This is a genomic window from Synechococcus sp. W55.2 (genome assembly GCF_047461635.1).
Lineage (GTDB): Bacteria > Cyanobacteriota > Cyanobacteriia > Thermostichales > Thermostichaceae > Thermostichus.
In genome coordinates this window covers 40,273-63,018 of record NZ_JANSHM010000008.1, presented here as the reverse complement: position 1 = coordinate 63,018, position 22,746 = coordinate 40,273, and the positions used below count along the sequence as shown (strand labels likewise).

Sequence of the window (22,746 nt, the reverse complement as noted above, 5' to 3'; positions counted from 1 at the left end):
GCCAGCAAAGCGGCGCATCTGCCGTTCCTGCTGGCTGTTGGGCAGCAATTCGTACTTGAAGGCTTGAAGTCGTTGCACCGCTCAATCGTATTCTTGGCCTATGCGTGATGACAACGATATTCACATGGCCGGCACTGCGTTTTTAAAGGGCGTCGGCTACGGTCGGCGCTATCCTTCCCTGCCCTGAAGGACGGGGCTTGCCGCGCCTTTTGGTCAACTCAAGACAATTGGGCAGCAACGGCTTTCAGCAGGCGTTTCTGGTCAACGGGCTTCGTCAGATAGGCATCGGAGCCAAAACATAGCCCCTGTTCAATCTCTTCGGGAGAGATTTTCGAGGAGAGAAAGACGAAGGGGATGTGAGCTGTAGACTGATCCCATCTCAGGGCATCCAGCACCCCATAGCCGTTCAGCTTGGGCATCACCACATCGCACAACACCAAGTCGGGCATCAGGGTGCGCACCATCTGCAAGCCCTCTTCTCCATCGGTGGCCGCCACCGTGTCGTACCCCGCTCGTTGCAACACCTTCTGCAGATAGGTGCGAATAGAGGGTTCGTCTTCAATCACCAGGATGCGTTTGGACATAACTTTGTAAAAAATTAAACAAAGACCTGGCCCAACCTGTCGGGCCTACTGTCCGCCTTCCCGGAGCCAGAGAGATCCGAGTTGATGCAAGAACAAGTCGAAGAACTACAGCTGCAGCATAGGGAAACTCTGGAAAAAAAAACTCCGCCAAATCGCTCATTCTGGGATCTCCCTGCTCTGCAAAAATCCTGATAGAGTGCGGAACAACTTTCCTCATCCGCAGATTTGCGGTTATGCCAGAAACCCCCCTCCTCCTTTGGGAGAAGTGAAGGCAGCCTATTCCGAAGTCAGTTGACGTTCCATCAGGCGGGTGAGGGCGGCGGTGGGGGTGGTCTGCCCTTGCAACAACAGATGCACTTCCTGGGTGATGGGCACCTGAATGCCGTGCTGGGCAGCGATCTCGACCACGACGGGAGCGGTGTAAACCCCTTCGGCGGTGCCCTCGATCTCCGCCAAAATCTGCGACAAGGGTTGGCCCTGGCCTAGCCCGTAGCCCACTCGGTAGTTGCGGCTCAAGCGGCTGTGGCAGGTGGCCAGCAGATCCCCCAACCCCGACAGGCCATTGAAGGTTTCTGCCCGTGCCCCCAGCTTAGATCCCACCCGGATCATCTCTGCCAGGCCGCGGGTAACCAGAGCCGCACGAGCATTGGCCCCCAGTTGCAAGCCATCACACACGCCAACAGCGATGGCGATAACATTTTTCAGGGTGCCGCCTAGCTCCACTCCCAGCGGATCGCTGCTGGTATAGAGGCGGAACCGCTCCGAGGAAAGGGCATACTGCACCTGCACAGCGGCCCAGGGATCCCGGCTGGCCACCACTGCCGCTGCCGGCAAGCCTTGGCGGATCTCCGCCGAAAGATTAGGCCCCGAAAGCACCACCAGGGGCTGCTCCGGGAAGGTGGCCCCCCAAATTTGGGTAGGGGTCAGAAGCTGCAGTGGATCCAACCCTTTGGTGGCCGAGACCAAAATTGCCTGCGGCGGGATCCCCACTTGGCGCACCGCTTCCACCACAGGGCGCACCCCCGCCATAGAGACGGCTGAGATGAGAATTTGGGATCCCTGGAGCACCTCTGCCAAATCCAGGCCCTTGCGGCGATTCCAAACCCGCACCCGGTGCCCTTGCCCCTGAGCCAGCATTGCCAGGGTACTTCCCCAAGCCCCGGCTCCCAAAATGGCAACGCTTTGCGGGGATGTTGGGCTTTGGCCTTCTGCGCTAGTGTTCATCTAATCTGTTCACCCGCAGACTTTCTCTTAAGCTTTCTTCGTAGGATGCCTCTCAAAAAGCCTGCGCCGGCAAAGGGAAGACCGGCGACAAAGGTTAGTATGGGTGGATACCAAATCATGGGTTAGCTCGAGAGCAGACGACATGGCAGAAGCAGGGATCCCCCGCCTTCCTCCTGAGGTAGCTGCCAAAATGGGAACCTGGCAGCACGGCTATGCCCTTACCAATGGCATTCAACTGCACTATGTCACCCAAGGGGAAGGGGAGCTGGCGATCTTGTTGCACGGTTTCCCGGAGTTTTGGTACTCCTGGCGGCATCAGATTCCGGTGTTGGCGCAGCGGTTTCGCGTGGTGGCACCCGACATGCGCGGCTACAACGATTCCGACAAACCGGATCACGGCTACGACTTGGATACCCTTACTGAGGATATTCGCGGCTTGCTGAGCCACTTTGGGGCTCAGAGGGCGGTGGTCGTAGCCCACGATTGGGGGGGAGCCATTGCCTGGCACTGGGCGCAATTTTTTCCTGAGGAGATTCGCAAGCTGGCCGTCCTCAATTCTCCCCATCCGGCCTGCTTTCGCCGGGAATTCTTGAGCAACTTGGATCAACTGCGCCGCAGTTGGTACCTGTTCTTTTTTCAATTGCCTTGGCTGCCAGAGTGGGTGCTGCAGTGGGATTTGGGAGATTGGGTGCGCCGCATTTTCCAGGAAACCTCGGTGCGCAAAAGCGCCTTCACCCGCCACGACCTCAAGCTCTACCAAGAGGCCCTCTCCAAACCCAAGGTTCTCACCTCTGCCCTCAACTACTACCGCCAGCTGTTTAACCTGCCCACCTTGCAGAACCTGTTTTTGCAGCCCATGCGGCAGATCCTCGCCCCCACCCTGCTGATTTGGGGAGAAGAAGACTTTGCCCTCAGCCGCGAGCTAACTGAGGGGATGGATCCCTTTTTCCCCAACGGCCTGCGCAAGGAGTACATCCCCGAATGCGGCCATTGGGCGCAGCAGGAAGCTCCGCAAACGGTCAATCGGCTGCTGATGGAGTTTCTCTAGCGGGCCGGGCTTGGGATCCGCTCTTTACCATCTTCAAGGGTTGACCCTAGAATAATCCACTGAATTCTACGGGAGAACCGGCATGGCCCTGGAGTATCCATCCCATCTGCGCTACGTGGACACCCACGAGTACATCCATGTTGAGGATGATATTGCGGTGATTGGGATCACGGCTTATGCCGTCGATCAACTGGGGGATATCGTTTTTGTGGGCTTGCCCGAAGAAGGGACAGAGATTGAAAAAGGGGAAAGCTTTGGCTCGGTGGAATCGGTCAAAGCCGTCGAAGATCTCTATGCCCCTCTTTCTGGAGAGGTGGTGGCCGTGAATACAGCGGTGGTGGAGAGCCCCGAAAGCCTTGCCGACGATCCCTATGGCGATGGCTGGCTGATCAAGGTGCGCATTGCCAACCCCGAAGATCTCGAGGACACCATGAGCGCCGAAGCCTACGCCAGTTTGGTGGAGGGATCCTAAACTCCAGCAGTTGGCCCTGAACTACAGCAAAGTCTCTCGGTTACCCCCCTCAGCTTTGGCCCGGTAGAGGGCCTTGTCGGCAGCAGCCAGCAGACTTTGTGGGTCAGTTCCCTCTCCCAGCTCCAGCAGAGAGGCGATGCCCACACTGCAGCTTAGGGAGATGGTCTCCGCTTCCACCTGCACCGACAGGGACTGGACGGCCTGCCGCAAGCGTTCTGCCAGCCCTAGGATCTGCGAGTTCGGGATCCCGCGCACCAGCAGGGCAAACTCATCGCCCCCCAAGCGGGCCACCAGATCGTCTTGGCGAACGTGAGCTTGCAATCGCCGCGCCACCTGGATTAAGGTTTGATCCCCAGCCCAGTGCCCCCAGCGGTCGTTGATTTGCTTAAACCCATCCAAATCCAGATAGAGCACGTGGAGGGGAATGCGATGGCGAAGAGCAAAGGGGATCTCCAGCTCCAGTTGCTCCAGGAAAAAACGTCGGTTATGCAAGCCGGTCAGCGGGTCGTGGAGGGCGGCAGTGGCCATTTGCAAAAAGAAGGCTTCTTCTGCCGCGTCGTAGTAGGCAAACTTGAGGGTGCTGGCCCCCACTTGAATGCGATCTCCATCCTTCAGGAGAACGCGGCTGATGCGCTCGCCGTTGACATAAGTGCCGTTGAGGCTCTCCAGGTCGGTGAGAACATAACCCTCACTTTCTCTTTCCAGCCGACAGTGCTGCCGGGAGACGGCGTGATCCAAGAGCTGAATGTCCGCGCGGTGGCTGCGCCCCAAAACTCCACCCCTCGCCAAGGGAAACGTCATGCCCACATTGGCGCCGCTGAGCACCGTTAGAAAGGCCGCAGTTGCCTCAGGCTGGGGTCTGCGCTCGTAAAACTCCAAGGGGATCTGAGTGGTTGGCTCCTCTGGCAACTGAGAGAGAGGGTCGAGAGGCATGGAGAGGCCCAACGAATTGTGCGGGTTAGCAGTAAGCACTCGTTATATCCGTATTATGTCGGTTTTCCCCAGGCCGTGTTTGGGTGAGCGAGGGATGTCTCGCCGGTTCTGATCTGTAAACTTGCGGAACTCTGGAGTTTATCATTTACTATCTCCTTTTTTCCCAATCTTCTAACTTCTGAAGAGTTGCCGAGGCGGCCTAGAATGGGTCTGGGATCCCCGAGAGGAGAAATGGGGCATGATTAGACCCAATTCTGCCCATCTATTGACCCCGGATTTTCGCCTCAGCCTGTCGGTGTTGGCTTTGGCGGTGCCGCTGTTCTGGCTTTCGTTTTGGGCGGGGCTAGGGGTGGGCCTGTTTGGCCTGTTTTTGATGGTGCAGACCTCTCTGATCGGTCTGGCCTTTACCAGGACGGCGCTGCAGGTCTACAGCGGCTCCAGGCGCATCCGCGAGTTCCCCTACAGCGAGTGGCAGGATTGGCAAATTTTCTGGCCGCCGCTGCCGGTGTTGTTCTTTTTCCGAGAAACCAAAAGCATTCATTTTTTGCCGATGCTGTTTAACCCTGCCGAGCTAAAGATGTGTTTGGAAGAGCGGGTGGGCCATCTCCGCGCCCAACATCGGTCTCAAGGATCCCCGCCCACTGCTGGCCTGGGTAGCTCTCGCCAATGAGTGGCTCCGCCTTGTGGGTTTGGCAGCAGGCAGGGAGATGGCGCTGGCTGGAGTGTCAGCTTTTGGCGGAGTGGCCTCATGCTTTTGGCTCTCGCCAAGGTCATCCCCATCCCCCGTCTCAGTTGGCCGCTCGGCTGCAACTGCCCCCTGAACGGGCCGCGTGGGGCCATCAGGTGCATGGCTGCAACTGGGTTTGGGCAGATGGGATCACGGAAACCCTTGGACAGAAGGGAGAGCAGGACTGCTCTGTTGGTCAAGGGATCTCTACCCGTTCTCAGGCGGATGCGGTCATTGCCCGCCGCCAAGGGGATTCTGCCTGGGTCTGCACCGCTGACTGTGTGCCGGTTTTGGTGGCCAGTCGAGAATGGGTGGCGGCCATTCACGCCGGGTGGAGAGGCACTGCTGCGGGGATTTTGCCCAAGGTGCTGCAGGAGTTTCTCCGGGCGGGGATCCCTGCTGCTGGGATCCGCGTGGCCATCGGGCCCTCTATTTCGGGGTCGGTCTATCAGGTGTCAGAAGCGGTGGCGGAGCTGGTGCTGAACAGTTTACCCCCGGGGCTGGATGCCCGCGCCGCTCTCTTGCCCGATCCTCTGCCCGGCAAGGTTCGCCTGGATCTGCGCTGGGTCAACGGTGCCCAAGCCCAAGCCCAAGGGATCCCCCCTGAACACATTGCCGTCAGCCCCCATTGCACCCTCAGCCAACCCCAAGATTTCTTTTCCTACCGCCGCGATGGATCCCTGAAGGATGAGCAGGGCCGTCCTCGCGTGCAGTGGTCGGGAATTGGACTGCGGTCGTAGGCAGACTTGACCCAGTTCTGCCCGGAGGAACGGGAAGTAGTGGCTATAATTGCGCTCAAGACAGGGCTCTATCTAACTACTGGAGATCCCATGGTTTACCGCGCTGTTTTCTGGGGATTAGCTGGGATGGCTTTGGCTTTCTCTCTCGCTTTCCTTGAGGAGGCTAACGCTCAAACCTCGCTGACTGGCATCAACCGTGACAGCGTACTGCAACTGAACCTTGGGTCGGGACGCAGCCTCCCTCGGGTACCTGTGGGCGGTTCAGGTTCTGAGGAGGGCCGGGATCCTGCTGCTCCTTCGGCACAAATGTGGGCAGAGTGGCATATTCGCGCCAATGTCTGTACCGGAAACCTATCCACAGAAGAACTGGCGGAGCTGTTTCCATTGGTGAATCAAGCTCTAGTGGATGCCGTTTGCCGGGGAGGAAGTTAAAGGTTGCCCAGGCTGGCGGTAAGGTGAAGAAGGAGCCTCTAGGTCGCTGCTGCATGGATTTTGAGAAACTTTTGGAGGAATGGGTTGCAGCCTTTGCCCAAGTGGCCGAAGAAAGTTTGGCCTCTTTGGAGACTGCCCTGATGGAGCTGGCAGAGCACTTGGCTGTGCCTTTACAGGAAACCCTTAGGCAGTGGGAAGCCCTCTGGAATCTGGAGGAGGAAGTGGAGCTGGAGCCTGAGCCAGAACCCTTTGAGGAAACCCTCAACCCTTCTGGCGAATCTTTCACCACCAGTCGTTTCTTCGTCAGCCCGATAGGATTTGGGGGCGTGGTTGTTTACACTTACGTGGCTTCGCCGCCAGAATACATCGGGGATCCCACCTGCCGCTACAATGCCCATTCTCCAGAGTTGCGCTGCGCCGTCAACCCCTGCGGCCCCTGTGAGGGCTGTCCCCACTATGAGCCCCGGAATGAGCCCCGATGAAGGGTGACCGCCTGATTGTTGCGCTGGATACTCCTTCTCAAGAGCAGGCTTTGGAGTGGGTGGACTCCTTGCCGCAGGTGCTGTGGTGGAAGGTGGGTCTGGAGCTGTTCACTGCTGCGGGTTCTTCCATCCTGCAGGCTCTCAAGGAAAGGGGCAAGCGCATTTTCCTGGATTTGAAGCTGCACGACATTCCCCACACGGTGGGGAGGGCTACGGAGGTGGCCGTCGGCTATGGAGTGGATCTGCTCACCGTCCATGCCGCCGGTGGCAGTGCTATGTTGCGCTCAGCCGTGGCAGCCGCCCAGGGCAGTTCTTGTCGGCTGTTGGCGGTTACCCTCTTAACCAGCCTCAGCCCCCCGCAGGTGCGACAGGAACTAGGCATCGAGATGGATCCCGCCGACTATGTGTTGCATTTGGCCCGGCTGGCTCAAGCCCAAGGCTTTACCGGACTGGTTTGCTCTCCTCAGGAGGTCTCGCGGCTGCGCCAAGCTTTGGGGCCGGAGGTTTTGCTGGTTACTCCCGGGATCCGTCTGAGCCAGGCCAATGGGGGGGATGGTGAGGATGATCAACGGCGCATCTGCACGCCCGACGAAGCTCTGCGGGCAGGAGCCGATTATTTGGTGGTGGGCCGCCCCATCACCGCTTCCCCCGATCCCATGGCCGCCTTGCAGCGCTTCCAAGCCTCATGGGATGCTGCCGGGTGAGGGTGTGGGGAGATGCCCGATGTTATTGGGGTAGTTCTGTAATGCAACGACGCCGTAGGCTTGTGCAGTGGATCCCTGAAAAAAGGCCGGCTGGATCCGGCAGGAGATGTTGGCTAGGAGTCGGTTTGTCGGTGGTTTTGGGCCTGGTCAGCACTCCTGGGCGCGTTAGGGGTGCGGAGCATTTCGTTCCGGCAAGAGGGGAAACTTGCCTGGCTGCTCCTCAGGTTTGGGCTGAGGCTCTAACGGAGCAGTTGCCTTTGTTTCTCAATCTGGCCTTGAGCCGCTCCCGCTCTGAGTTTCAGGTTGTGCTGGTGGGGAAGCCGGAGGTTGAAATGCTCTCTCCAGGGTCTCCGGCCCGCTTACGCCAACAGGAGCTGGCTCCGGTTTTGCCGGACACCGCAACTGCTGTTTCGCCAGAAGCTTTTCGGCTGTATTTCACCACGCTGGAGCGCCGCTTGGTCTTGCCCCAACACCCCCAAAAGGAGGGCAACTCCTTGGCCGGTCGGCGCAGCGAAACCCTGCAACTGGCCTACGAGGCTTATGTTCTGCGGGCTGCTCCTGGGGATCCCTGGCGGTTGGTGCGTCTGCAGGTAACCGGATCGGGGATCCCCATTCGCGATGTAACGAATGGACTCACTGCCCAGGCCATCCGCCGCTGGCAACAGTCGGGTTGCCCCTTGACGGGCGATCTAGAGTTGACTAGACCTTCTCTCTAGCGATGAGTGCGGGAGTATGTCACGCGGGGAGATTCTCTTTTGGAAGTAACGAAGGGGCACTTTTTCTCCCCAACCGGCCAAGAGTAGAGGGCGTTGGATGTTCTGCTGCCGGTCGAGGGCCCACCCCGTGTAGGGATAGTGTTCTGCACTGCTCATGCGAACAGGCTAGGGTTTACCCATGAAGTTTCCCCCCGCCACACCCCGCCCGGGCAAGCGGCTGCCCCGCGGCTCATTTCCCCGCCTGAGCTCCTCCAACAGGGACAACCATCGCCGTCGGCGTTTGGTTGGTTTTGGTTTCATGGGCCACTGGCTGCTATGGGGAGGGATGGGCCTTCTTTTGGGGCAGCGACTCCGCTCTTGGGGGCAACCGGCTCCTCTGCAGTGGTGGCGCGTTTTGCCGGTGAGCAGTTCTGAGGGATCCCTGACTTTTGTCCAACCGGAACTGCCTCTCTACCACTCGTTCGCGTCAGTGGTGCGGAGCGCTTTTGCCGACAGGCTACTGCCCTGGCTGGCTCAGGGAACCGGGATCTCGGCTGAAGGGATCCTGCACATCTTCTCAGCTATGGCCTGCTTGGCCATTCTGCTGTTGTGCTGGAGCTGGGGCAACTTCTGGAGTGCCGGTCTATGGGGACTCAGCCCCTGGGTGTTGACCCAAGGGTTGGAGCCAGGCAGCGAGATTTTGGGCAGCCTGGTTTTGCTTTGCAGTTGTGGTGTTGGGCCGGGATCCACCTTGCGCTGGTGGGGTCTGGCCTTAGCTTGTGCCCTGTCTTATAAGGTTTGGCCCTTGGCTCTGCTCTGGGCGGGGCTGTGGACGAGCCAGCAGTGGCCACGGCAACCGTTGCGTTCGCGTCAGCGGCTCGGAATATCAGGACTGCTTTTGCTGCTGCTGGTGATGGGGCTTTCCTGGCTGGGACGGTTTAATTTGCCGGCTACCTCTGCTGAGGTGATTCCCCATCCTCTCAGCTCCCAAGGTGGCTTGGCCGTTTTGGCTACTTTGATGCTGCCCTTGGGGTTGAGCTTGGTGCGGTTGGGCTGGCCTTGGGCGGAACGGCAACAAGCCCTGCTCAGCTTGGCCGGCTTGGGCCATGTCCTCTGGGTGGGAGTGCTGGCAGCAGTGTTTTGGGATCCCCAAGTGAACACCCTACAGCAAAGTGCTCGCTGGGGTTTGGTGGTGCTCCCCTTCCTGTGCCTGAGCGCCGGTGGTGTCTTAGCAGAGATCCCCTACCGGAGCTGGCGGCGGGTTTTGGGATCCCTGCTCTTGGGCAGTTCTTTCTTGCTATCGTGGCAGGCATTGGCCTAAGGTATTCTTTCTCTTGCTTGCCATGACCCAGACCTCGTCCGCATCGGCACCGCGTAGCACTTCGCGGCCCTTGTTGCAAACCCTTTTTGCCCAACGGGCTCAGGCTGTGATCCCTTCTCCTTTCGGGGCGGAGATCCCAGGTGCAGCACCGGTGGTTACCAGTTTTACTTTTGGGCTGGCGGATCCGCGCCTGTTTCCCAAGGCCGACTTGGCGCGGGCCACGGCGGAGGTGTTGGCAGAGGATGGGGACAATGCCCTCAATTACGGCGGCACGTTTGCCGGGCTGATCAACGTGGTGCTGCAGTTGATGCGGGATAGAGGGGTAGAGGCCCAGCCGGAAAACCTACTGATCGGCTATGGCTCTGGGCAGATCCTCGGCCTGTTGCCTCAGGTCTTCGTGGAGCCGGGGGATGTAGTCATTGTGGAAGGGCCCACCTTCATGGGGGCTGTCAGCCGTTTTGCGGCGGCAGGAGCGCGTCTGATCTCGATTCCGGTGGATGGGGAGGGCATGGTGGTGGATCGCTTGGAAGAGGTGCTGCGCGATCTGGCTCGCCAAGGGATCCGCCCCCGATTTGTCTATACCATTCCCACCTTCCAAAACCCCAAAGGCTGCACCCTCTCTGGGCCACGGCGGCAGAAATTGGTGCAGTTGGCAGCTGAGTACGGTGTGGTGGTGGTGGAGGACGAGGCCTACTACGACCTGCGCTTTGCCGGGGATCCCTTGCCCAGTTTGGCTGCGCTGGATCGGGAAGGCTGGGTTCTTCATGTGGGCACCTTCTCCAAGATTGTGGTGCCGGGGGTGCGGGTGGGTTGGGCCTGTGGTCACCCTGAGATCATCCGCCGCCTGGAGATGTTTCGCAGCGAGGGATCCCTGGGGCCCTTTTTGGGCCGGGTGGTGGCCCGCTATTGCGGGGAGGGCCGTCTGCAAAGCCACATTCAACTCCTCACCCGTCGCTACCGAGAAAAGTGCCAGGTGATGCTGGAGGCCATCGCTCAATATTTTCCGCCCGAAGTCAAGGTGGAGGCCCCTGGGGGTGGATTTTTCGTCTGGTGTGAGCTGCCCCCTTCCCTAAGCGCCAGCACCTTGTTGCAGGCTACTCGCGCCCTGGGGGTCACCTTCCTGCCGGGCACCCACTGCTTTGCCGATGGCCAAGGGGAGCACGCCCTGCGCCTCGCCTTTAGCTACCAACCGGAAGAGCGCATTGTCAGCGGCATCCAGATTATTGGGGAGCAACTGCACAGACTGATGCACTCTCGCGCCAGCGGTGCGGAGCAGCAAGGGAAGGAGCTCTCCAAAAGCATGGATCCTTGAAGCCCAGAGCGCAGATTTCCCGCTCACCTGCCCCCCACAGCCTTGGCCACGCGCCGGAAAAATTGCCCAACGCCCTTCACCAGGTTAGGTGCAGCTTCTGGACGAGCCGGGATCCCGGCCATGAGGGTGTAGTAGTCATCCAAGAGGGTGTGCTCTTCTGGAGAGACCGTGTCGTCCGCGATCATCAGGTTGCCGATTGCTCCCAAAAGTTGCATACGCTCGGTTTCGCTAGCCTGGGCAAGATAATCGGCCATCCAGCGCTCGGTTTGCTCCATCGGGATAGGCTCTTGGATCAGCTAGAAATCGCAGGAGCCCCGCACTGTACCCGTAGGGTCGGTGTCGAGAGGAAAGTCCGCCTCCATGGTTATAATTGTACTGCGGACACCAGAAACGGTTGTTTAAGGCACTGGTAACGGTCGATTGGGGGTGCTGTAAACCACCCCAGAGGCTCGTGGTTGGCTTGCCAACTGCAGGGCTACCGAAAGCTCGCCCTGTACTGCGAAGGTCAGGGTCGGGTAGTTTACTTCTCGCAGCTCGGTATCGTGCTCCAAACCATAGCGGCGCAGCAGGGATCCCAAGTAGGCCAATTCCTGGGGTTCCAAATGCCCATCGGCCCAAGCAGAGCCGGCCACAATTTTAAGCATGAGCTGATGTTGAGTTGTGGGGTTCATGGTGGGATCCCTTGCTGAGAACTGTCAGCGATCCGGAGGCCTTAGAGGCTGAAGAGTTGAGGGGATGACCAGCTTCAACAACTATAGCCAGACCTTAGGTGAGCCATCTGCATTCGCGCCAGCGGTGCGCAGCCCTTTTTGCGGCTAGAATCGTTATCTGTATTCACGGACACTGAGCTACCGCGATAGCGGGACGGAGTCCTTTTTCTCGCCCTTTCTTGCAATGCTAAGCGCCTCTCCTTACAAATTGGATCTTGCCATTCCGGCCCCAGGTCGGCTGTACCGCGGCAGCGGCATTCTGGAAGCTGTGCCCCTTGCGGTACTGGGATCCCGTGTGCTGGTGATCGGGGGGGAACGCTCCTTGGCTGTAGTTGAGGCCCCCCTGGAGCGCAATTTCGTCCGGGATCCCGCCCTCCAAGTTCACTGGACTACCTACGGGGTAGACTGCAGCGAGTCGGAGCTGGCGCGTTTGCAGGCGCTAGCCATGGCGGAGTCCACAACCGGCATCTTGGGGGTAGGCGGGGGCAAGGCTCTGGATACGGCCAAGCTGGTGGCCCACAGATTGGGGATCCCGGTGGTTACCGTGCCCACCTCTGCTGCCACCTGTGCCGCCTGGAGTGCCCTATCCAATATCTACTCCGACAGCGGCGCTTTTCAGCAGGATGTGAGCCTGGATCGCGCCCCTGCTGCCCTGATCCTGGACTATGAGCTGATTCTGCAAGCTCCAGCGCGCACCCTAGTGGCTGGGATCGGAGATGCCTTGGCCAAGTGGTACGAGTCTTCTGTCAGCAGCGGCGCATCGGAAGATGCCCTGGTGATTGGGGCAGTGCAGCAGGCCCGCGTCCTGCGGGATTTGCTCCTCCAGCAATCGGCGGCGGCCTTGAGGGAGCCGGGCGGAACCGCTTGGAAGCAGGTGGTGGATGCCTGCATCTGCCTGGCAGGGATCGTCGGCGGCATGGGTGGGGCCAAATGTCGGACGGTGGCTGCCCACGCTGTCCACAACGGGCTAACCCATTTGCTGGGGCATCGGGCCACTCTGCACGGAGAAAAAGTAGCCTTCGGTATCCTGGTGCAATTGCGCCTGGAGGAGATCTTGCAAGGAAACCAGTTGGCGCTGGCAGCACGTACCCAGTTGCTGGAGTTCTACCGCCAGGTGGGGCTGCCCCTCAACTTGCGGGATCTCAAGCTAGGTCACTTGGGATCCGCCGACCTGCTGCATGCTGCCCAAGTGGCCTGCCAGCCAGGATCCGACATCCACCACCTGCCCTTCCCCGTCAGTCCAGAAGCCCTGTTGGTGGCCCTTACCACCACAGACCTGACCAGCTCCAGCCCTGTTCTCCCTCGGCTGTAAGTCCTGGCAGAGGATATCTGTCTGCTATCCAACTCCGCCGGTACGGGCCTGGGTCGGCATTGTGGGCAGGCGGGCTTCGCCGTAGGCTCCAGAGGTGGCGCCCACCAAGATCAAGGCTCCGCCCATCCAAGTCCACCCATCCGGGATCTCGGCAAACACCCAAAACCCGATTAGGCTGGCCCAGAGCAGACGGGAGAAATCCAGAGGCAGCAGCATCGTCACCTCAGCCAGCTTGTAGGCCTGGGCGAGGGCCACCTGGCCAATGCTGCCCAGTAGCCCCATGGCCACCATCCACAGCCACTGCTCAGGAGAAGGCCAGGTCCAAACCCAGACGGCAGCCAGAAAGGAAAGGGGGGTCTGCAGCAGGCCCATGTAGGCCGTAATCGTGAGGCTGGACTCGGTGCGGGAGAGGATCTTGAGCACGATGGTCACCCAGGCAAAGAGTGCTGCCGCCCCCAAGGCCAGCCCTGTTCCCAGAGAAAACTCTCGGAAGCCTGGCCTCAACATCACCAAAGCCCCGGCAAACCCCAGGCCCAATCCCAGCCAGCGGGACGAGCGCATCTGCTCGCCCAACACCCATACCGCCATCGTGCCGGCAAACAAAAGTTGAACAAAGCTCAGCGCCGTAGCTTCTGCCAGAGGCAACAGGCTGGCTGCCCAAAAGGAGAGCAACATCCCCACCGTGCTGATCGCCGAGCGCAGGAGGTAAAACTCCATCTTGGCGGTGTGCAGAGACTGGATCCCAGCCCGCAACACCAGCGGCGACAGGGCGAGAAACCCGAATAGGTTGCGCAAAAACACAATCTGAAAGGGGTGAAGGGCGGGAGTGTTGAGCCGGATGATCGCGCCTAAACAGGCAAAGCAAGCAGTGGCCAGCAGCTTCAGGGCAACTCCTTGCCAGAGCCTTATTTTTCCCCACTCTGCAAAGCGGCTCAGCTGGTGGCGATACCACATCTCCAAAGTCACAGCTCACACCCAAATGGTTTAGGCACTAAGTTTTCAGCCTTGAACTCTCAGCTTAAACGGACTTCCAGGGATCCGAACTGCGCCCCTGGGCACTCCTTGCTGCCCACCGGCCCCCCTGATTCCCAGGGGGAAAAAGATGGGGATCCCAAGACATGGCCATTTCAAGTAGCCATGAAACAACTCACCCCGTCGCTCCATAGCTCCCCTCTCTCTTTGGGAGAGGGGCTGGGGGTGAGGGCGTGGAACCTCTAGGTTTGCTTGAGAATCTCTTTCAAGTAGCCGATGACCGTTTCCGGCTTGAGATGGGCCATACAGGGATGACCCTCCACCAGGCAGGTTTCGTTTTTGAACTTGTTCTCTGCGCAGACCCGGCACTTGTAGGCGGTTTGGGTGAGATAGACGTGGGGCAGACGAGGAGCCCACAGTCGCACCGGGCTGGCCCCATCCCCATCGGCATCGTTGCCAAACAGGGCAATGGTGGGACAGCCCACTGCCGCCGCGATGTGCATCGGCCCCGCATCCACGGAGATACACACCCGCGCCCGCTTCAGGGCCCCCGCCAGCTCCATGAGGCTGGTTTTGCCCCGCAGGTCAACCATTCCCGTTTGCGCCAGCAGTTCGTCTTCGCTGCTGCCGCCGTGGTAGAGGGATCGCTGCAGCTCTGGCGCGCTGCCGATTAGCCCCACCTGCAGGCCCTGGCCTTGGCACCACTGGATCACCTGCCGCCAGTACTCCAGAGGCCACATCTTGGCGCGGCGGGTAGTGGTGATGTGCACCAAGACCTCTGGCACCGGAAAACCGGGATCCCGGCTGGGCAGCTCCAGGCGGAAAAAATCCGTCTCCACGTACGCCAGGCGACAGAAGATTTCGGCGATGTAGTTGCTGGTGAGGATCCCTTTGTAGCGCTGCAGAAACTCCAGGCCGTTCCAGTCGTCATCCTGGAGCATGCGCTGTACCGGGTCGGAGCCGGGGTCCAACTTGCGGCGAAAATCCAGAGTCAAGCCGGCCCCGGCAATGTACTGGGGGCGCAGGGCCGTTACCGCCACCAGGTTGAGCTCGCTAAACTCGTCGCAATTGATGGCCAAGTCGTAGGGGCCGGCCTGGGTCACCCGTTCTCGCACAGCAGCGGTCAGGGCCTCGAGGTAATCGGGACGACGGCTGTAGAGAGGAAAGCTGAAGTCGATGTAGGGGCAGTGGAGCTCAAAGTCGCGGGTAATCTCGCTGCCAAAAAAATCCAGCACACAGCCGGGGTATTTTTCCTTGAGGCCCCGCAACAGCGGGATGGTAACCACAAAATTGCCCACCTTGCTGGAGGAAAACACCGCCAGGTGGGGATGTTCCCGCAGAGGTTGGTTGGCAAACCGTTGCATAGGGCTAGGGGAAGATAGCGTTTGCGGCCTCGTCGCGACAGCGTTGCGGTTCCTGTTCGCGTAAGCGTTGCGTGGCAACATAGGGTGCCGCAGGCACAGCAACAACCCCGCCAGGGGCGGTGCAGACAGAGCACTTTTGCTAGGCTAGCATTCCTCTGTCCTGTGCTTTGATGGCCATGCTGGGATCCCTGGGCCTCAGGGGAGACTGGCTTGGCTGCCATCCCAGATGACCACCACAGCAAAGCGATCCAGAAAGCCATCTGTCGCATTCATCTGGCGCAGACTAAAAGCATCTTCGGCGGAAATCACCAGGTCGTAGCCCAGGGTGCGGATGGCACGAATGCGGTGAGGCCGTTCCCCGATGCGGTTCACCAGTGAGCGGGCCTGCTCTTCCGAGGTGGCATAGGCAGCTGTGCCCTCGCTGCCCACAAAGGCCGCGTTGAGGTCTTGGCCAAGAGTAACGGGGGTATAGACTTGATTGCCATCGGGATCAAACAAGCGCATTGACTGGCTAGGCAAGAAATCCAAGCCTCGTGCATCCACAATCAACCCTGTCACTTGCGGTTCCCGCCGCTGGGATCCCGCCTCCAGACCCGTTCCGCCCCCTGGCCCTTGGCCTGTGCCCACCCCTGAGCCAGGACTGGCTCCGCGCACCCCACTCTGGCCGCTGCCCGGCCCGATCACTTCCCCCTGCCGGGATCCAGAGCCACTGCCGCCAGGGCTGGTGCCGAACTGCCGCAACAGATCCAGATCGAAAACCGGGCCTTCTGCCACTTCTCCATGGCCGGGTTGGGCCGGCTGGACTTTTGGATCGGCTTGATCTGTTTGTGGGAGCGGAACAGAATCCTGGGTTACTGGACGCCAGGGCGTTGCTTCAGAAGCGGGCAGGGTAGGGGATCCCCCTTGCAAGCGGTAAAGGGGAGGAAACAGCGTTTGGGCATCCACAGCTTCCACCGGCAAGACCGGCCCCGCCAGCAGGATCCCCAGTGCTGCCCAGCTCACTTGGATCCGTATGCCTTGAATCCTATACTTCCACCACCTCATGCCCACACCTCTTGGCCTCAAAACCTGCGGCCCGCTCGGCAACCGCTCATCCTCCCCCATGCTACCCAGGCAGGGCCGGTTCGGCAGGGGATTCCGCGCAGTCTTCCCCTTGGCTTGAGAGCAGCTGGGGCTCCTGGCCTCTCCCTAAAGGTGGGTCGGAGAACAAGAGATTGATCCCCAGCGATCCCCAGGGTCTTGACCGACAGGCAAAAATACGCAAACATGGGTTCATCATTCTTGATGATCCCCGTTGATCCCCACCTGTGGTCATCAGCGGCTGGAGAGCCCGAGGCAAGCCGATACATCAGCAGGTTCAAGGTTGTCCTCAGAACCACAAGCTGGGATCGGCCCCTAGGACAAAAGCTGGAGCATTGCACGAAGCCCGATTTGTCGAAGACAGGAGACCCCGACCATGCCACAAGAGCGGATCCCGTTGGAAGAAATGACCATCCGGCAGTTGCGGGAAGAAGCTGCCCGCTATCAGATCCCCAAGTACAGCCGCATGACCAAAGACCAGCTGATTGAGGCCATTCGAGAGGCCCAAGTCAAAGCTGGCCGCCCTGTCGATGCCATGCCGGAGCCCAAGGGGCAAGAATCGGTCACCCAAACGAAGTTTAGGGGTCAAGAGGTTGCCGGCAAGACGGATCTGGCCGATGTGGACAAAGGGCTGGGGGATCTGCCGGAGGGCTATGGGGAAAGCCGCATCGTTTTGCTGCCGCGGGATCCCCAGTGGGCCTACGCCTATTGGGATGTGCCCAACGAGGCTAAAGAAAGCAAGCGCCGCGAGGGCGGCCAACAGTTGGCGCTGCGCCTCTACGATGTGACGGATATCGATTTCAGCTACCAGCCGGCCCACAGCATGCAGGAGTACCCCTGTGATGAGTTGGCGCGGGAGTGGTATTTGCCGATCCCGGTGAGCGATCGTTCCTACATTGTGGAAATTGGCTACCGGACGGCAGATGGCCGCTGGCTGATGTTGGCCCGCTCGGCGGCGGTGATGGTGCCGCCAGTCTTTCCCTCCGACTGGTTTGAAGAGCACTTCCTGACAGTGCCCTTCGACATGGCTCTGCAGGGCCGCACCCTCTACCAGCTCAGCGAGCCCTACAAGCGCAGCGCCACCGGCATGGGCGTGGTGGACTACAAAGGCGATGAGCCGCAGCAGGGTGCCACGGTCGATCCCTTCCTGGAAATGGTGGGTGGCTTTGAGGCGATGCGGGTGGCGGGATCCCTGTTTGGCAGCCACCAGATGGGCAGCCGCCAATTGGTGCCCGGGCAGGCCATCAGCTCGTTTATCATCCCCTCGGGTGTGGGCATGATGGGGATGGCCATGGCCGAAGTGCCTGCTGCTCCTTGGATGGCTTCGGGATCCGGCTTGGGCCTGTTCTCGGGGGCTTCCGAAGTGCTGCCGCAGCGCTCTCGCAAGTTCTGGCTGGTGGCCGATGCCGAGCTGATTGTCTATGGGGCCACAGAGCCGGATGCCACCGTCACCATTGGCGGGCGGAAGATCCAGCTCAACCCCGATGGCACCTTCCGCTTCCACATGGCCTTCCCAGACGGCAACATCGACTTCCCCATCTTCGCCGTGGCTGCCGATGGCGAGCAAAACCGGGAGATCCACATGACTTTCGACCGCCGCACCCTCTCCCGCCGCACCAACACCAAAGAAGAGGCCATCGAAGAGTTGTTGCCCTGAAGGATCCAACCTTTCCCTTCTTGCCCCCTGGAGCTGGCCGGGGGGCTTTCTTTCCTGGGCTGGAGAGCTTGACTCTAGTCATCGAAACAGGGGATCCCAGCCCTAGGAGAGGTCGATCACCCGGATCAGTTGTTTCAGCTTCTCCATCACCCGTCCGGAGCGAAGTAGGTCTTCCGCCTGTTGGATCCCTTCTGGCAAGGATGGAGCAAGCCCGAGGAGCCACAGATAGCTACCCCCATTCCAGAGAGCGGCTGGGGTGAGTTCACAGGGATCCCCGCTGAGCACCTGCTGCATCTGTTGGAGCAGCTCTTTCTCGCCGGAGAAGGGAATCTCCGGGCCTGCCAAGTGACAATCGCGAGCCTTCAAGAGCAGCCGTTTCCCGCCCTGGTTGAGAATGGCCGCCCGTTCCCGCGGCAGGTCGCAACTGCCTTCCAAACCTTTGACGGTGGTGAATTGCCGAATCTCCCGCAGGGCAAACAGCTCCAGCATCGTGGCCTCGGTGGGAGGATGCACATAGCCGGCCACCAGGTGAAAGGGGCCTTGGTAGGGCGTCCAGACCAGTTCCAAGGTGGCCAAGGGGGGGCGCTTGCCGATTTGATCCCGGTAGTCCATCAGAGCCTGAGCCTGGGGAAAACAGGTGGGCAAATACAAAAATCCCAGCCCGGTTTGTTCCAGCAGTTGCCCCACCCGCTCCAGGGATAGCCCTCGCCAATCCACCCCCAAGCTCCGCCACACCGCTTCCAAGGGCAGCCCATACTTGGTGGGACAGAAGCCAGAGCCATGCAGCAAAACGGCTGACCCTGCCGCTGCCAGCAGCAAAGCCACCAGCACCCCCAGCGGCGCAGTCCGCGAGCGGCCATCGTAGGGATGGCCAAAGATGATCAAGGGATGAGGCAGATCCTGCCGGGGCAGAAGAGGGCCGTACTCTGCATAGGCATCCAACATACCGGCCAGCTCCTCGGCAGTGGGGCGCTTGATGCGGTGGGCAATTAAAAAAGCCCCGATCTGGGCGGGAGTGGCTTCCCCCCGCAGGAGCATTCGAGCAGCGCTGGCGGCCTCTGCCCGGCTGAGATCCTGGTGGGTGTGGGTGCCGCTGCCGATTTTTTTCAACAGCTCGCGAAACTCTTGGCTCATAGCATCGGCGGTCGGGAGCGCTGGGCTACTCAGGATAGGGGGAGATAAGGGCGGAACACTTGAAACTACCGATATGGGTATTTGACCAGAAATTTCTACAAAAGGTCTCTACAAAACCGACAACAGCCCAGCAGAGGGGCAATGGGGATCTGCGCCGGAAGCAGGCTCAGCATTACCAGACTGCCTAATCAGCTGGGCGGCCAACTGCAAAAACCGGCGAATGGGAGGGATCCGATAGCGATCGCTGGTGGTGACCATAACCACCTGTCGTCTCAAGAGAGGGGGCTCGGTGGGCCGCACCTGCAAATCCGGATCGGCGCAGCAGTCCACCAGGGCCGACTCCGGCAGGAGGGCAATCAACTGCCCCTGTCGCACCACCCCCCGAAAGGCATCCAAGGTGTTCAGTTCCAGGGCTGCTTTCAGGGGAAGCCCCTGTCGGGCCAGATGGGATCCCACCAAGGAGCGCATGGCATAGCCATCTTTGAACACAGCCTGGGGATACTCCGCCAGCACCTTCCAGGGGATCCGCTCGTAGCGGCTGAGGGGATGGGTGGCGGGCATCAATACTTGAATTGGCTCCGAGTACAGTGGCTCCACCACCAGTTCTGCCCCCCGGGTCATCAGGGGATTCTCCATTACCAGGGCCACGTCCACCAGCCCATCCCTGAGCACCTTCAAGGCGCGGTCGCTGCCCAGAGCGGTAACCCGCAACTGCACCTCTGGGTACTCCCGGCAAAACTGTTGCAGCACCGGCGGCAGTTGATGGGCAATCAGAGAATGGATCCCGGCAATGCAGAGCTCAGTTTGCTGGCCCTGCAGCCATTCTCGAATGCTTTCCTGAGCCCGCTGCCATTCTTGACAGATGCGACGGGCATGGGGCAAAAGCCGTTCCCCGGCCACAGTTAGGGCCACCGGGCTTTTGCGATGCAACAGCGGAGCGCCCACTGCTTCTTCCAGGGCCTGGATCTGGCGGCTAATAGCCGATTGGGTCAGACCGCTGAGGCGAGCAGCGGCCAAAAAGCTACCTGTTTCCACCACGTTCAAAAAAGCTTGCAACAACTCCAGCCGCACCTGGGATCCCTTGATTTGATGTGATGATGTAACCAGCCGTGCTGGCATCCTAGCCGGGGAAGCGGTAGGCTTTTGTAAATGCTGTTACAAGTTGTTGGCTGAACTGGGGATCCCCAAGCCAGGAGGAGAAGCAGATGGGCTGGGATCCGACCTTGCTGGAGGGGCTGCTCAACTCCGCCATTCCCCACCTTTTCCCCGCTGCCCAGGTGGTCATCCGCCACAAGGGAAGGTGTATCTACTCAAGGGCGGCAGGCCATCTCGACCCTGAGACCCGGCGCCAACCGACAACCTCGGCCACCCGTTTTGACCTGGCCTCGCTGACCAAGCTGTACACCGCCACCGCCTGCATGGCCCTGGTGGAAGCCGGAGCGTTGCTGCTGGATCAACCGGTGAGTCTCCTGTTGCCGGAGTTTCAGGGATCCCGCCCCATTGCCCCCTATGAAGATCCTCTGCAACCAGGGGAATGGATAGCTGCGGAGCCGGAGTCCTTGGGCCAGCTTATTGCAGCAGAACAGGTGACGGTGCGGCAGTTGCTGGCCCACACCGCCGGTTTGCCCGCCTGGCGACCCCTTTTTCGACAGCCCGATGCCGAATCTGCCCGGCACATGGCCCTGCACACCTTTTTGGCCTACAGGCCGGGATCCCGCACAGTCTACAGCGATCTTGGATTGATCCTGCTGGGGCTGGCTTTGGAACGTCTGAGCGGAACCCGTCTGGATCAGATCTTGTACGCCCGGATCTTGCAGCCTCTGGGCCTGAGCCAAACTCAGTTTTATCCGGGGGATCCTTTCGACCCACCCCCTGTCTCTGTCTCTTGTGCCCCCACCGAGCTGTGTCCTTGGCGAAAGCGCCGCCTACAGGGGCAGGTTCACGACGAAAATGCCGCCCGCCTGGGCGGGATCGCCGGCCATGCCGGACTATTCGCCACGGCAGAGGAAGTAGCCGCTTTCGGAGAGAGTTTTTTGACGGGATCCCTGTTGCAGCCCCAAACGGTGAGGGAAATGACCCGCGAGCAGTTGCCTCGGCAAGGGGATGCCCACCGCTGTCACGAGCGCCGGGGTTTGGGGTTTGCCTTGCGCTCCCCGGATCCCTTGGCCAGCAGCTCCCCGTTCAGCCCCAGCGCCTTCGGCCACACCGGCTTCACCGGAACCTCCCTGTGGATCGATCCAGAGCGGGAGCTGGTGGTGACGCTGCTCACCAACGCCGTCTACCACGGTCGGCGGGAGAACGGGTTCCAGGCTTTCCGGGTTGCCTTCCATCAGGCCATCCTAGAGGGGCTTTCTTGATCATTGAGTCCCTGACCGTTCCCGCTAGGGTGCCGTAGGCATAACCGAGGCTGAGGTGGACGAGACCTTTTACCGACAGTTGGCAGACATGCTGATACATTTACGCTGAACACTGCTGAACATCACTGTTCAACTATGCAGCGATAGCATTCTGCTTGTTTCCAAACAGAATGGCGGTATCCCGCAAAGCTTTGAGTAGAATACCCAAAGCGCAGTTTCCGTGTCGTCTTACTACCAATTTTCTGCTTTGCTTTGGCTACCATGTTGGCAGACTCGAAAGTAAACAGAAAGATCAACTGGTAGTAATCCGTACTGAACATATTATATATTATTTTCAGTATAGTTGAGCTTATTATTGACTAGAGTCATGCTCTCCCGCGGGCCGCTGGTGGTGGCCACGGTGGTCCGCACCCAGGGATCTGTGCCTCGCCAGGCGGGGGCAAAACTGGCCGTGGGATCCGATGGCACCCTGTTGGGCACTGTTGGCGGTGGGGCTGCCGAAGCGGAAGTCATTGCCCGAGCGCAAACCCTTTTGCAGACCGCTGTTCCCGTTGGCGATGGCGATGGGGAGTCCTCGCCGGCTGTGGGATGCAAGTTTCCCTTGACCTCAACAGCCCTCCCTTGGGCGTTTGCGGGGGACGGATGCACATTTGGCTACAGCGATGGCAGGGATCCCCTGCCCAAACATTGGCGGCCCAGATCCTCCAGGCTCTGACCCAAGGGCCAAGGGCTTGGCTGATCACTCCCCTCCATCCTCAGGGGTTCCCCTACCTCAGCCTTAGCGACAGCGGTGCGGAGCACTTTGCCCCCCTGCCATCCCACCCACAGCTCCTCGCGGGATCCTGGGTCGAGCCCCTCCTCCCTTCCCCCACCCTGCTGATCGTCGGAGCGGGCCACTGCGGCCTGTCCCTGGCCCAGATCGCCCATTTGGCCGGCTTTCGCATTTGGGTTCAGGACGATCGCCCGGACTGGGTAACCCCTCAGCGCTTTCCCGTTGCCGAGCGGCTGTGCTCAGAACCCTTTGCCCAACTTATCCCCCATCTGCACAGGATCCCGCAGCTCTACATCGCTCTTGTGACCCGCAGCTACAGCCTCGATTGCCAAATCCTGCGGGCCATCTACCACTCCGGCCTGACCCCCCACTACCTGGGGATGATCGGCAGCCGCAAGCGGGTACAAACCGTACTGCGAACCCTGGCCCAGGAAGGGATCCCGGAGACCGCCTTTAGTCGGCTCTTTGCCCCCATTGGCCTGGAGATCCACGCCGAAACCCCCGCCGAGATTGCCATCAGCATCACCGCCCAGCTCATCCAGGTGCGACGGGGATCCCCGAAGAGAATGCCCGGCGAAACCCAAGGTGTAGGCTTGCCGGTTAGCCGGAGGACAAGCTAGGCTAGAAAAGCGCCGCGGGGTAGAGCAGCCTGGTAGCTCGTCGGGCTCATAACCCGAAGGTCACTGGTTCAAATCCAGTCCCCGCTATGCCTGA

25 protein-coding genes and 1 tRNA gene are annotated in these 22,746 nt (G+C 60.1%); 15 read left to right on the top strand and 11 right to left on the bottom strand.

Going from position 1 to position 22,746, the window contains the following annotated elements:
* The 3 genes from NW828_RS03395 to NW828_RS03385 all read right to left on the bottom strand — a co-directional run.
* The coding region (locus tag NW828_RS03395) for a helix-turn-helix domain-containing protein (protein ID WP_414381514.1) at positions 1–78 on the bottom strand (78 nt) is incomplete at its 3' end.
* A 140-nt stretch (positions 79–218) separates the two neighbouring features.
* Positions 219–584 (bottom strand): response regulator, encoded by a 366-nt coding sequence (locus tag NW828_RS03390; RefSeq protein WP_011432017.1) that lies wholly within the window; start codon positions 582–584, stop codon positions 219–221.
* A gap of 276 nt (positions 585–860) precedes the next feature.
* Positions 861–1,808 (bottom strand): NAD(P)H-dependent glycerol-3-phosphate dehydrogenase, encoded by a 948-nt coding sequence (locus NW828_RS03385; protein WP_011432015.1) that lies wholly within the window; start codon positions 1,806–1,808, stop codon positions 861–863.
* A gap of 142 nt (positions 1,809–1,950) precedes the next feature.
* Here NW828_RS03385 and NW828_RS03380 point away from each other — a divergent pair, with 142 nt between their 5' ends.
* Both NW828_RS03380 and gcvH read left to right on the top strand, forming a co-directional pair.
* Positions 1,951–2,856 (top strand): alpha/beta fold hydrolase, encoded by a 906-nt coding sequence (locus NW828_RS03380; protein WP_414331097.1) that lies wholly within the window; start codon positions 1,951–1,953, stop codon positions 2,854–2,856.
* An 82-nt stretch (positions 2,857–2,938) separates the two neighbouring features.
* Entirely contained in the window at positions 2,939–3,328 is a 390-nt protein-coding gene (gcvH, locus tag NW828_RS03375) for a glycine cleavage system protein GcvH (RefSeq protein ID WP_011432013.1), read from the top strand.
* A gap of 21 nt (positions 3,329–3,349) precedes the next feature.
* Here gcvH and NW828_RS03370 read toward each other — a convergent pair whose 3' ends face one another.
* The gene (locus NW828_RS03370; RefSeq protein WP_414381511.1) at positions 3,350–4,261 is read right to left on the bottom strand and encodes a diguanylate cyclase; all 912 of its coding nucleotides are present in this window, start codon (positions 4,259–4,261) and stop codon (positions 3,350–3,352) included.
* A gap of 238 nt (positions 4,262–4,499) precedes the next feature.
* Here NW828_RS03370 and NW828_RS03365 point away from each other — a divergent pair, with 238 nt between their 5' ends.
* From NW828_RS03365 to NW828_RS03335, 7 genes are all read left to right on the top strand, one after another.
* Positions 4,500–4,931 carry a DUF3119 family protein gene (locus NW828_RS03365; protein WP_414381509.1) on the top strand — a complete coding sequence of 144 codons (432 nt, stop codon included), beginning with the start codon at positions 4,500–4,502 and terminating at the stop codon, positions 4,929–4,931.
* Entirely contained in the window at positions 4,928–5,728 is an 801-nt protein-coding gene (pgeF, locus tag NW828_RS03360; RefSeq protein ID WP_414381507.1) for a peptidoglycan editing factor PgeF, read from the top strand. The genes NW828_RS03365 and pgeF overlap by 4 nt, the downstream gene beginning before the upstream one ends.
* A 485-nt stretch (positions 5,729–6,213) precedes the next feature.
* Entirely contained in the window at positions 6,214–6,642 is a 429-nt protein-coding gene (locus NW828_RS03355) for a DUF6464 family protein (RefSeq protein WP_369791761.1), read from the top strand.
* The gene (gene pyrF, locus NW828_RS03350) at positions 6,639–7,346 is read left to right on the top strand and encodes an orotidine-5'-phosphate decarboxylase (RefSeq protein ID WP_414381505.1); all 708 of its coding nucleotides are present in this window, start codon (positions 6,639–6,641) and stop codon (positions 7,344–7,346) included. The genes NW828_RS03355 and pyrF overlap by 4 nt, the downstream gene beginning before the upstream one ends.
* Before the next feature lie 131 nt (positions 7,347–7,477).
* Positions 7,478–8,062 (top strand): hypothetical protein, encoded by a 585-nt coding sequence (locus NW828_RS03345; protein WP_414344494.1) that lies wholly within the window; start codon positions 7,478–7,480, stop codon positions 8,060–8,062.
* 178 nt (positions 8,063–8,240) lie between these two features.
* Positions 8,241–9,362: a hypothetical protein gene (locus NW828_RS03340; RefSeq protein ID WP_414381502.1), complete on the top strand. Its 1,122-nt coding sequence runs from the start codon at positions 8,241–8,243 to the stop codon at positions 9,360–9,362.
* A 22-nt stretch (positions 9,363–9,384) separates the two neighbouring features.
* On the top strand, positions 9,385–10,674 hold the full coding sequence (locus tag NW828_RS03335; protein ID WP_414381500.1) for a PLP-dependent aminotransferase family protein: 1,290 nt from the start codon (positions 9,385–9,387) through the stop codon (positions 10,672–10,674).
* 23 nt (positions 10,675–10,697) lie between these two features.
* Here NW828_RS03335 and NW828_RS03330 read toward each other — a convergent pair whose 3' ends face one another.
* Together NW828_RS03330 and NW828_RS03325 are read right to left on the bottom strand one after the other, a co-directional pair.
* A complete protein-coding gene (locus NW828_RS03330; RefSeq protein WP_414381498.1) occupies positions 10,698–10,949 on the bottom strand; it encodes a hypothetical protein in 252 nt (83 codons plus the stop codon).
* A 123-nt stretch (positions 10,950–11,072) separates the two neighbouring features.
* On the bottom strand, positions 11,073–11,345 hold the full coding sequence (locus tag NW828_RS03325) for a hypothetical protein (RefSeq protein ID WP_414381495.1): 273 nt from the start codon (positions 11,343–11,345) through the stop codon (positions 11,073–11,075).
* A 223-nt stretch (positions 11,346–11,568) separates the two neighbouring features.
* On the opposite strand from NW828_RS03325, the gene NW828_RS03320 reads away from it, so the two are divergent.
* On the top strand, positions 11,569–12,696 hold the full coding sequence (locus NW828_RS03320; protein ID WP_414381492.1) for an iron-containing alcohol dehydrogenase family protein: 1,128 nt from the start codon (positions 11,569–11,571) through the stop codon (positions 12,694–12,696).
* A 24-nt stretch (positions 12,697–12,720) separates the two neighbouring features.
* Here the strand turns inward: NW828_RS03320 and NW828_RS03315 are convergent, their stop codons facing one another.
* The 3 genes from NW828_RS03315 to NW828_RS03305 form a co-directional block, all read right to left on the bottom strand.
* Positions 12,721–13,662, bottom strand: coding sequence for a DMT family transporter (locus tag NW828_RS03315; protein ID WP_238376852.1), 942 nt, complete (start codon positions 13,660–13,662; stop codon positions 12,721–12,723).
* Positions 13,663–13,910: 248 nt separating this feature from the next.
* On the bottom strand, positions 13,911–15,032 hold the full coding sequence (locus NW828_RS03310) for a glycosyltransferase family 9 protein (RefSeq protein ID WP_011432002.1): 1,122 nt from the start codon (positions 15,030–15,032) through the stop codon (positions 13,911–13,913).
* A gap of 195 nt (positions 15,033–15,227) precedes the next feature.
* Entirely contained in the window at positions 15,228–16,034 is an 807-nt protein-coding gene (locus NW828_RS03305) for a hypothetical protein (protein ID WP_148202674.1), read from the bottom strand.
* A 454-nt stretch (positions 16,035–16,488) separates the two neighbouring features.
* Between NW828_RS03305 and NW828_RS03300 the strand changes: the two genes are divergently transcribed.
* Positions 16,489–17,769 carry a DUF4912 domain-containing protein gene (locus NW828_RS03300; protein ID WP_414381489.1) on the top strand — a complete coding sequence of 427 codons (1,281 nt, stop codon included), beginning with the start codon at positions 16,489–16,491 and terminating at the stop codon, positions 17,767–17,769.
* 102 nt (positions 17,770–17,871) lie between these two features.
* Here the strand turns inward: NW828_RS03300 and NW828_RS03295 are convergent, their stop codons facing one another.
* Both NW828_RS03295 and NW828_RS03290 read right to left on the bottom strand, forming a co-directional pair.
* On the bottom strand, positions 17,872–18,903 hold the full coding sequence (locus NW828_RS03295) for an anthranilate phosphoribosyltransferase family protein (RefSeq protein WP_414381486.1): 1,032 nt from the start codon (positions 18,901–18,903) through the stop codon (positions 17,872–17,874).
* A gap of 108 nt (positions 18,904–19,011) precedes the next feature.
* Positions 19,012–19,974, bottom strand: coding sequence for a LysR family transcriptional regulator (locus tag NW828_RS03290; RefSeq protein WP_414381483.1), 963 nt, complete (start codon positions 19,972–19,974; stop codon positions 19,012–19,014).
* A 134-nt stretch (positions 19,975–20,108) separates the two neighbouring features.
* On the opposite strand from NW828_RS03290, the gene NW828_RS03285 reads away from it, so the two are divergent.
* From NW828_RS03285 to NW828_RS03270, 4 genes are all read left to right on the top strand, one after another.
* On the top strand, positions 20,109–21,260 hold the full coding sequence (locus NW828_RS03285) for a serine hydrolase domain-containing protein (protein WP_414381480.1): 1,152 nt from the start codon (positions 20,109–20,111) through the stop codon (positions 21,258–21,260).
* A gap of 355 nt (positions 21,261–21,615) precedes the next feature.
* Complete coding sequence (locus tag NW828_RS03280) at positions 21,616–21,975, top strand: XdhC family protein (RefSeq protein ID WP_414381477.1); 360 nt, start codon at positions 21,616–21,618, stop codon at positions 21,973–21,975.
* Positions 21,903–22,652 (top strand): XdhC family protein, encoded by a 750-nt coding sequence (locus NW828_RS03275; RefSeq protein ID WP_414381475.1) that lies wholly within the window; start codon positions 21,903–21,905, stop codon positions 22,650–22,652. The genes NW828_RS03280 and NW828_RS03275 overlap by 73 nt, the downstream gene beginning before the upstream one ends.
* Before the next feature lie 13 nt (positions 22,653–22,665).
* Positions 22,666–22,739, top strand: a tRNA-Met gene (locus tag NW828_RS03270).
* The last annotated feature ends 7 nt before the right edge of the window (positions 22,740–22,746 follow it).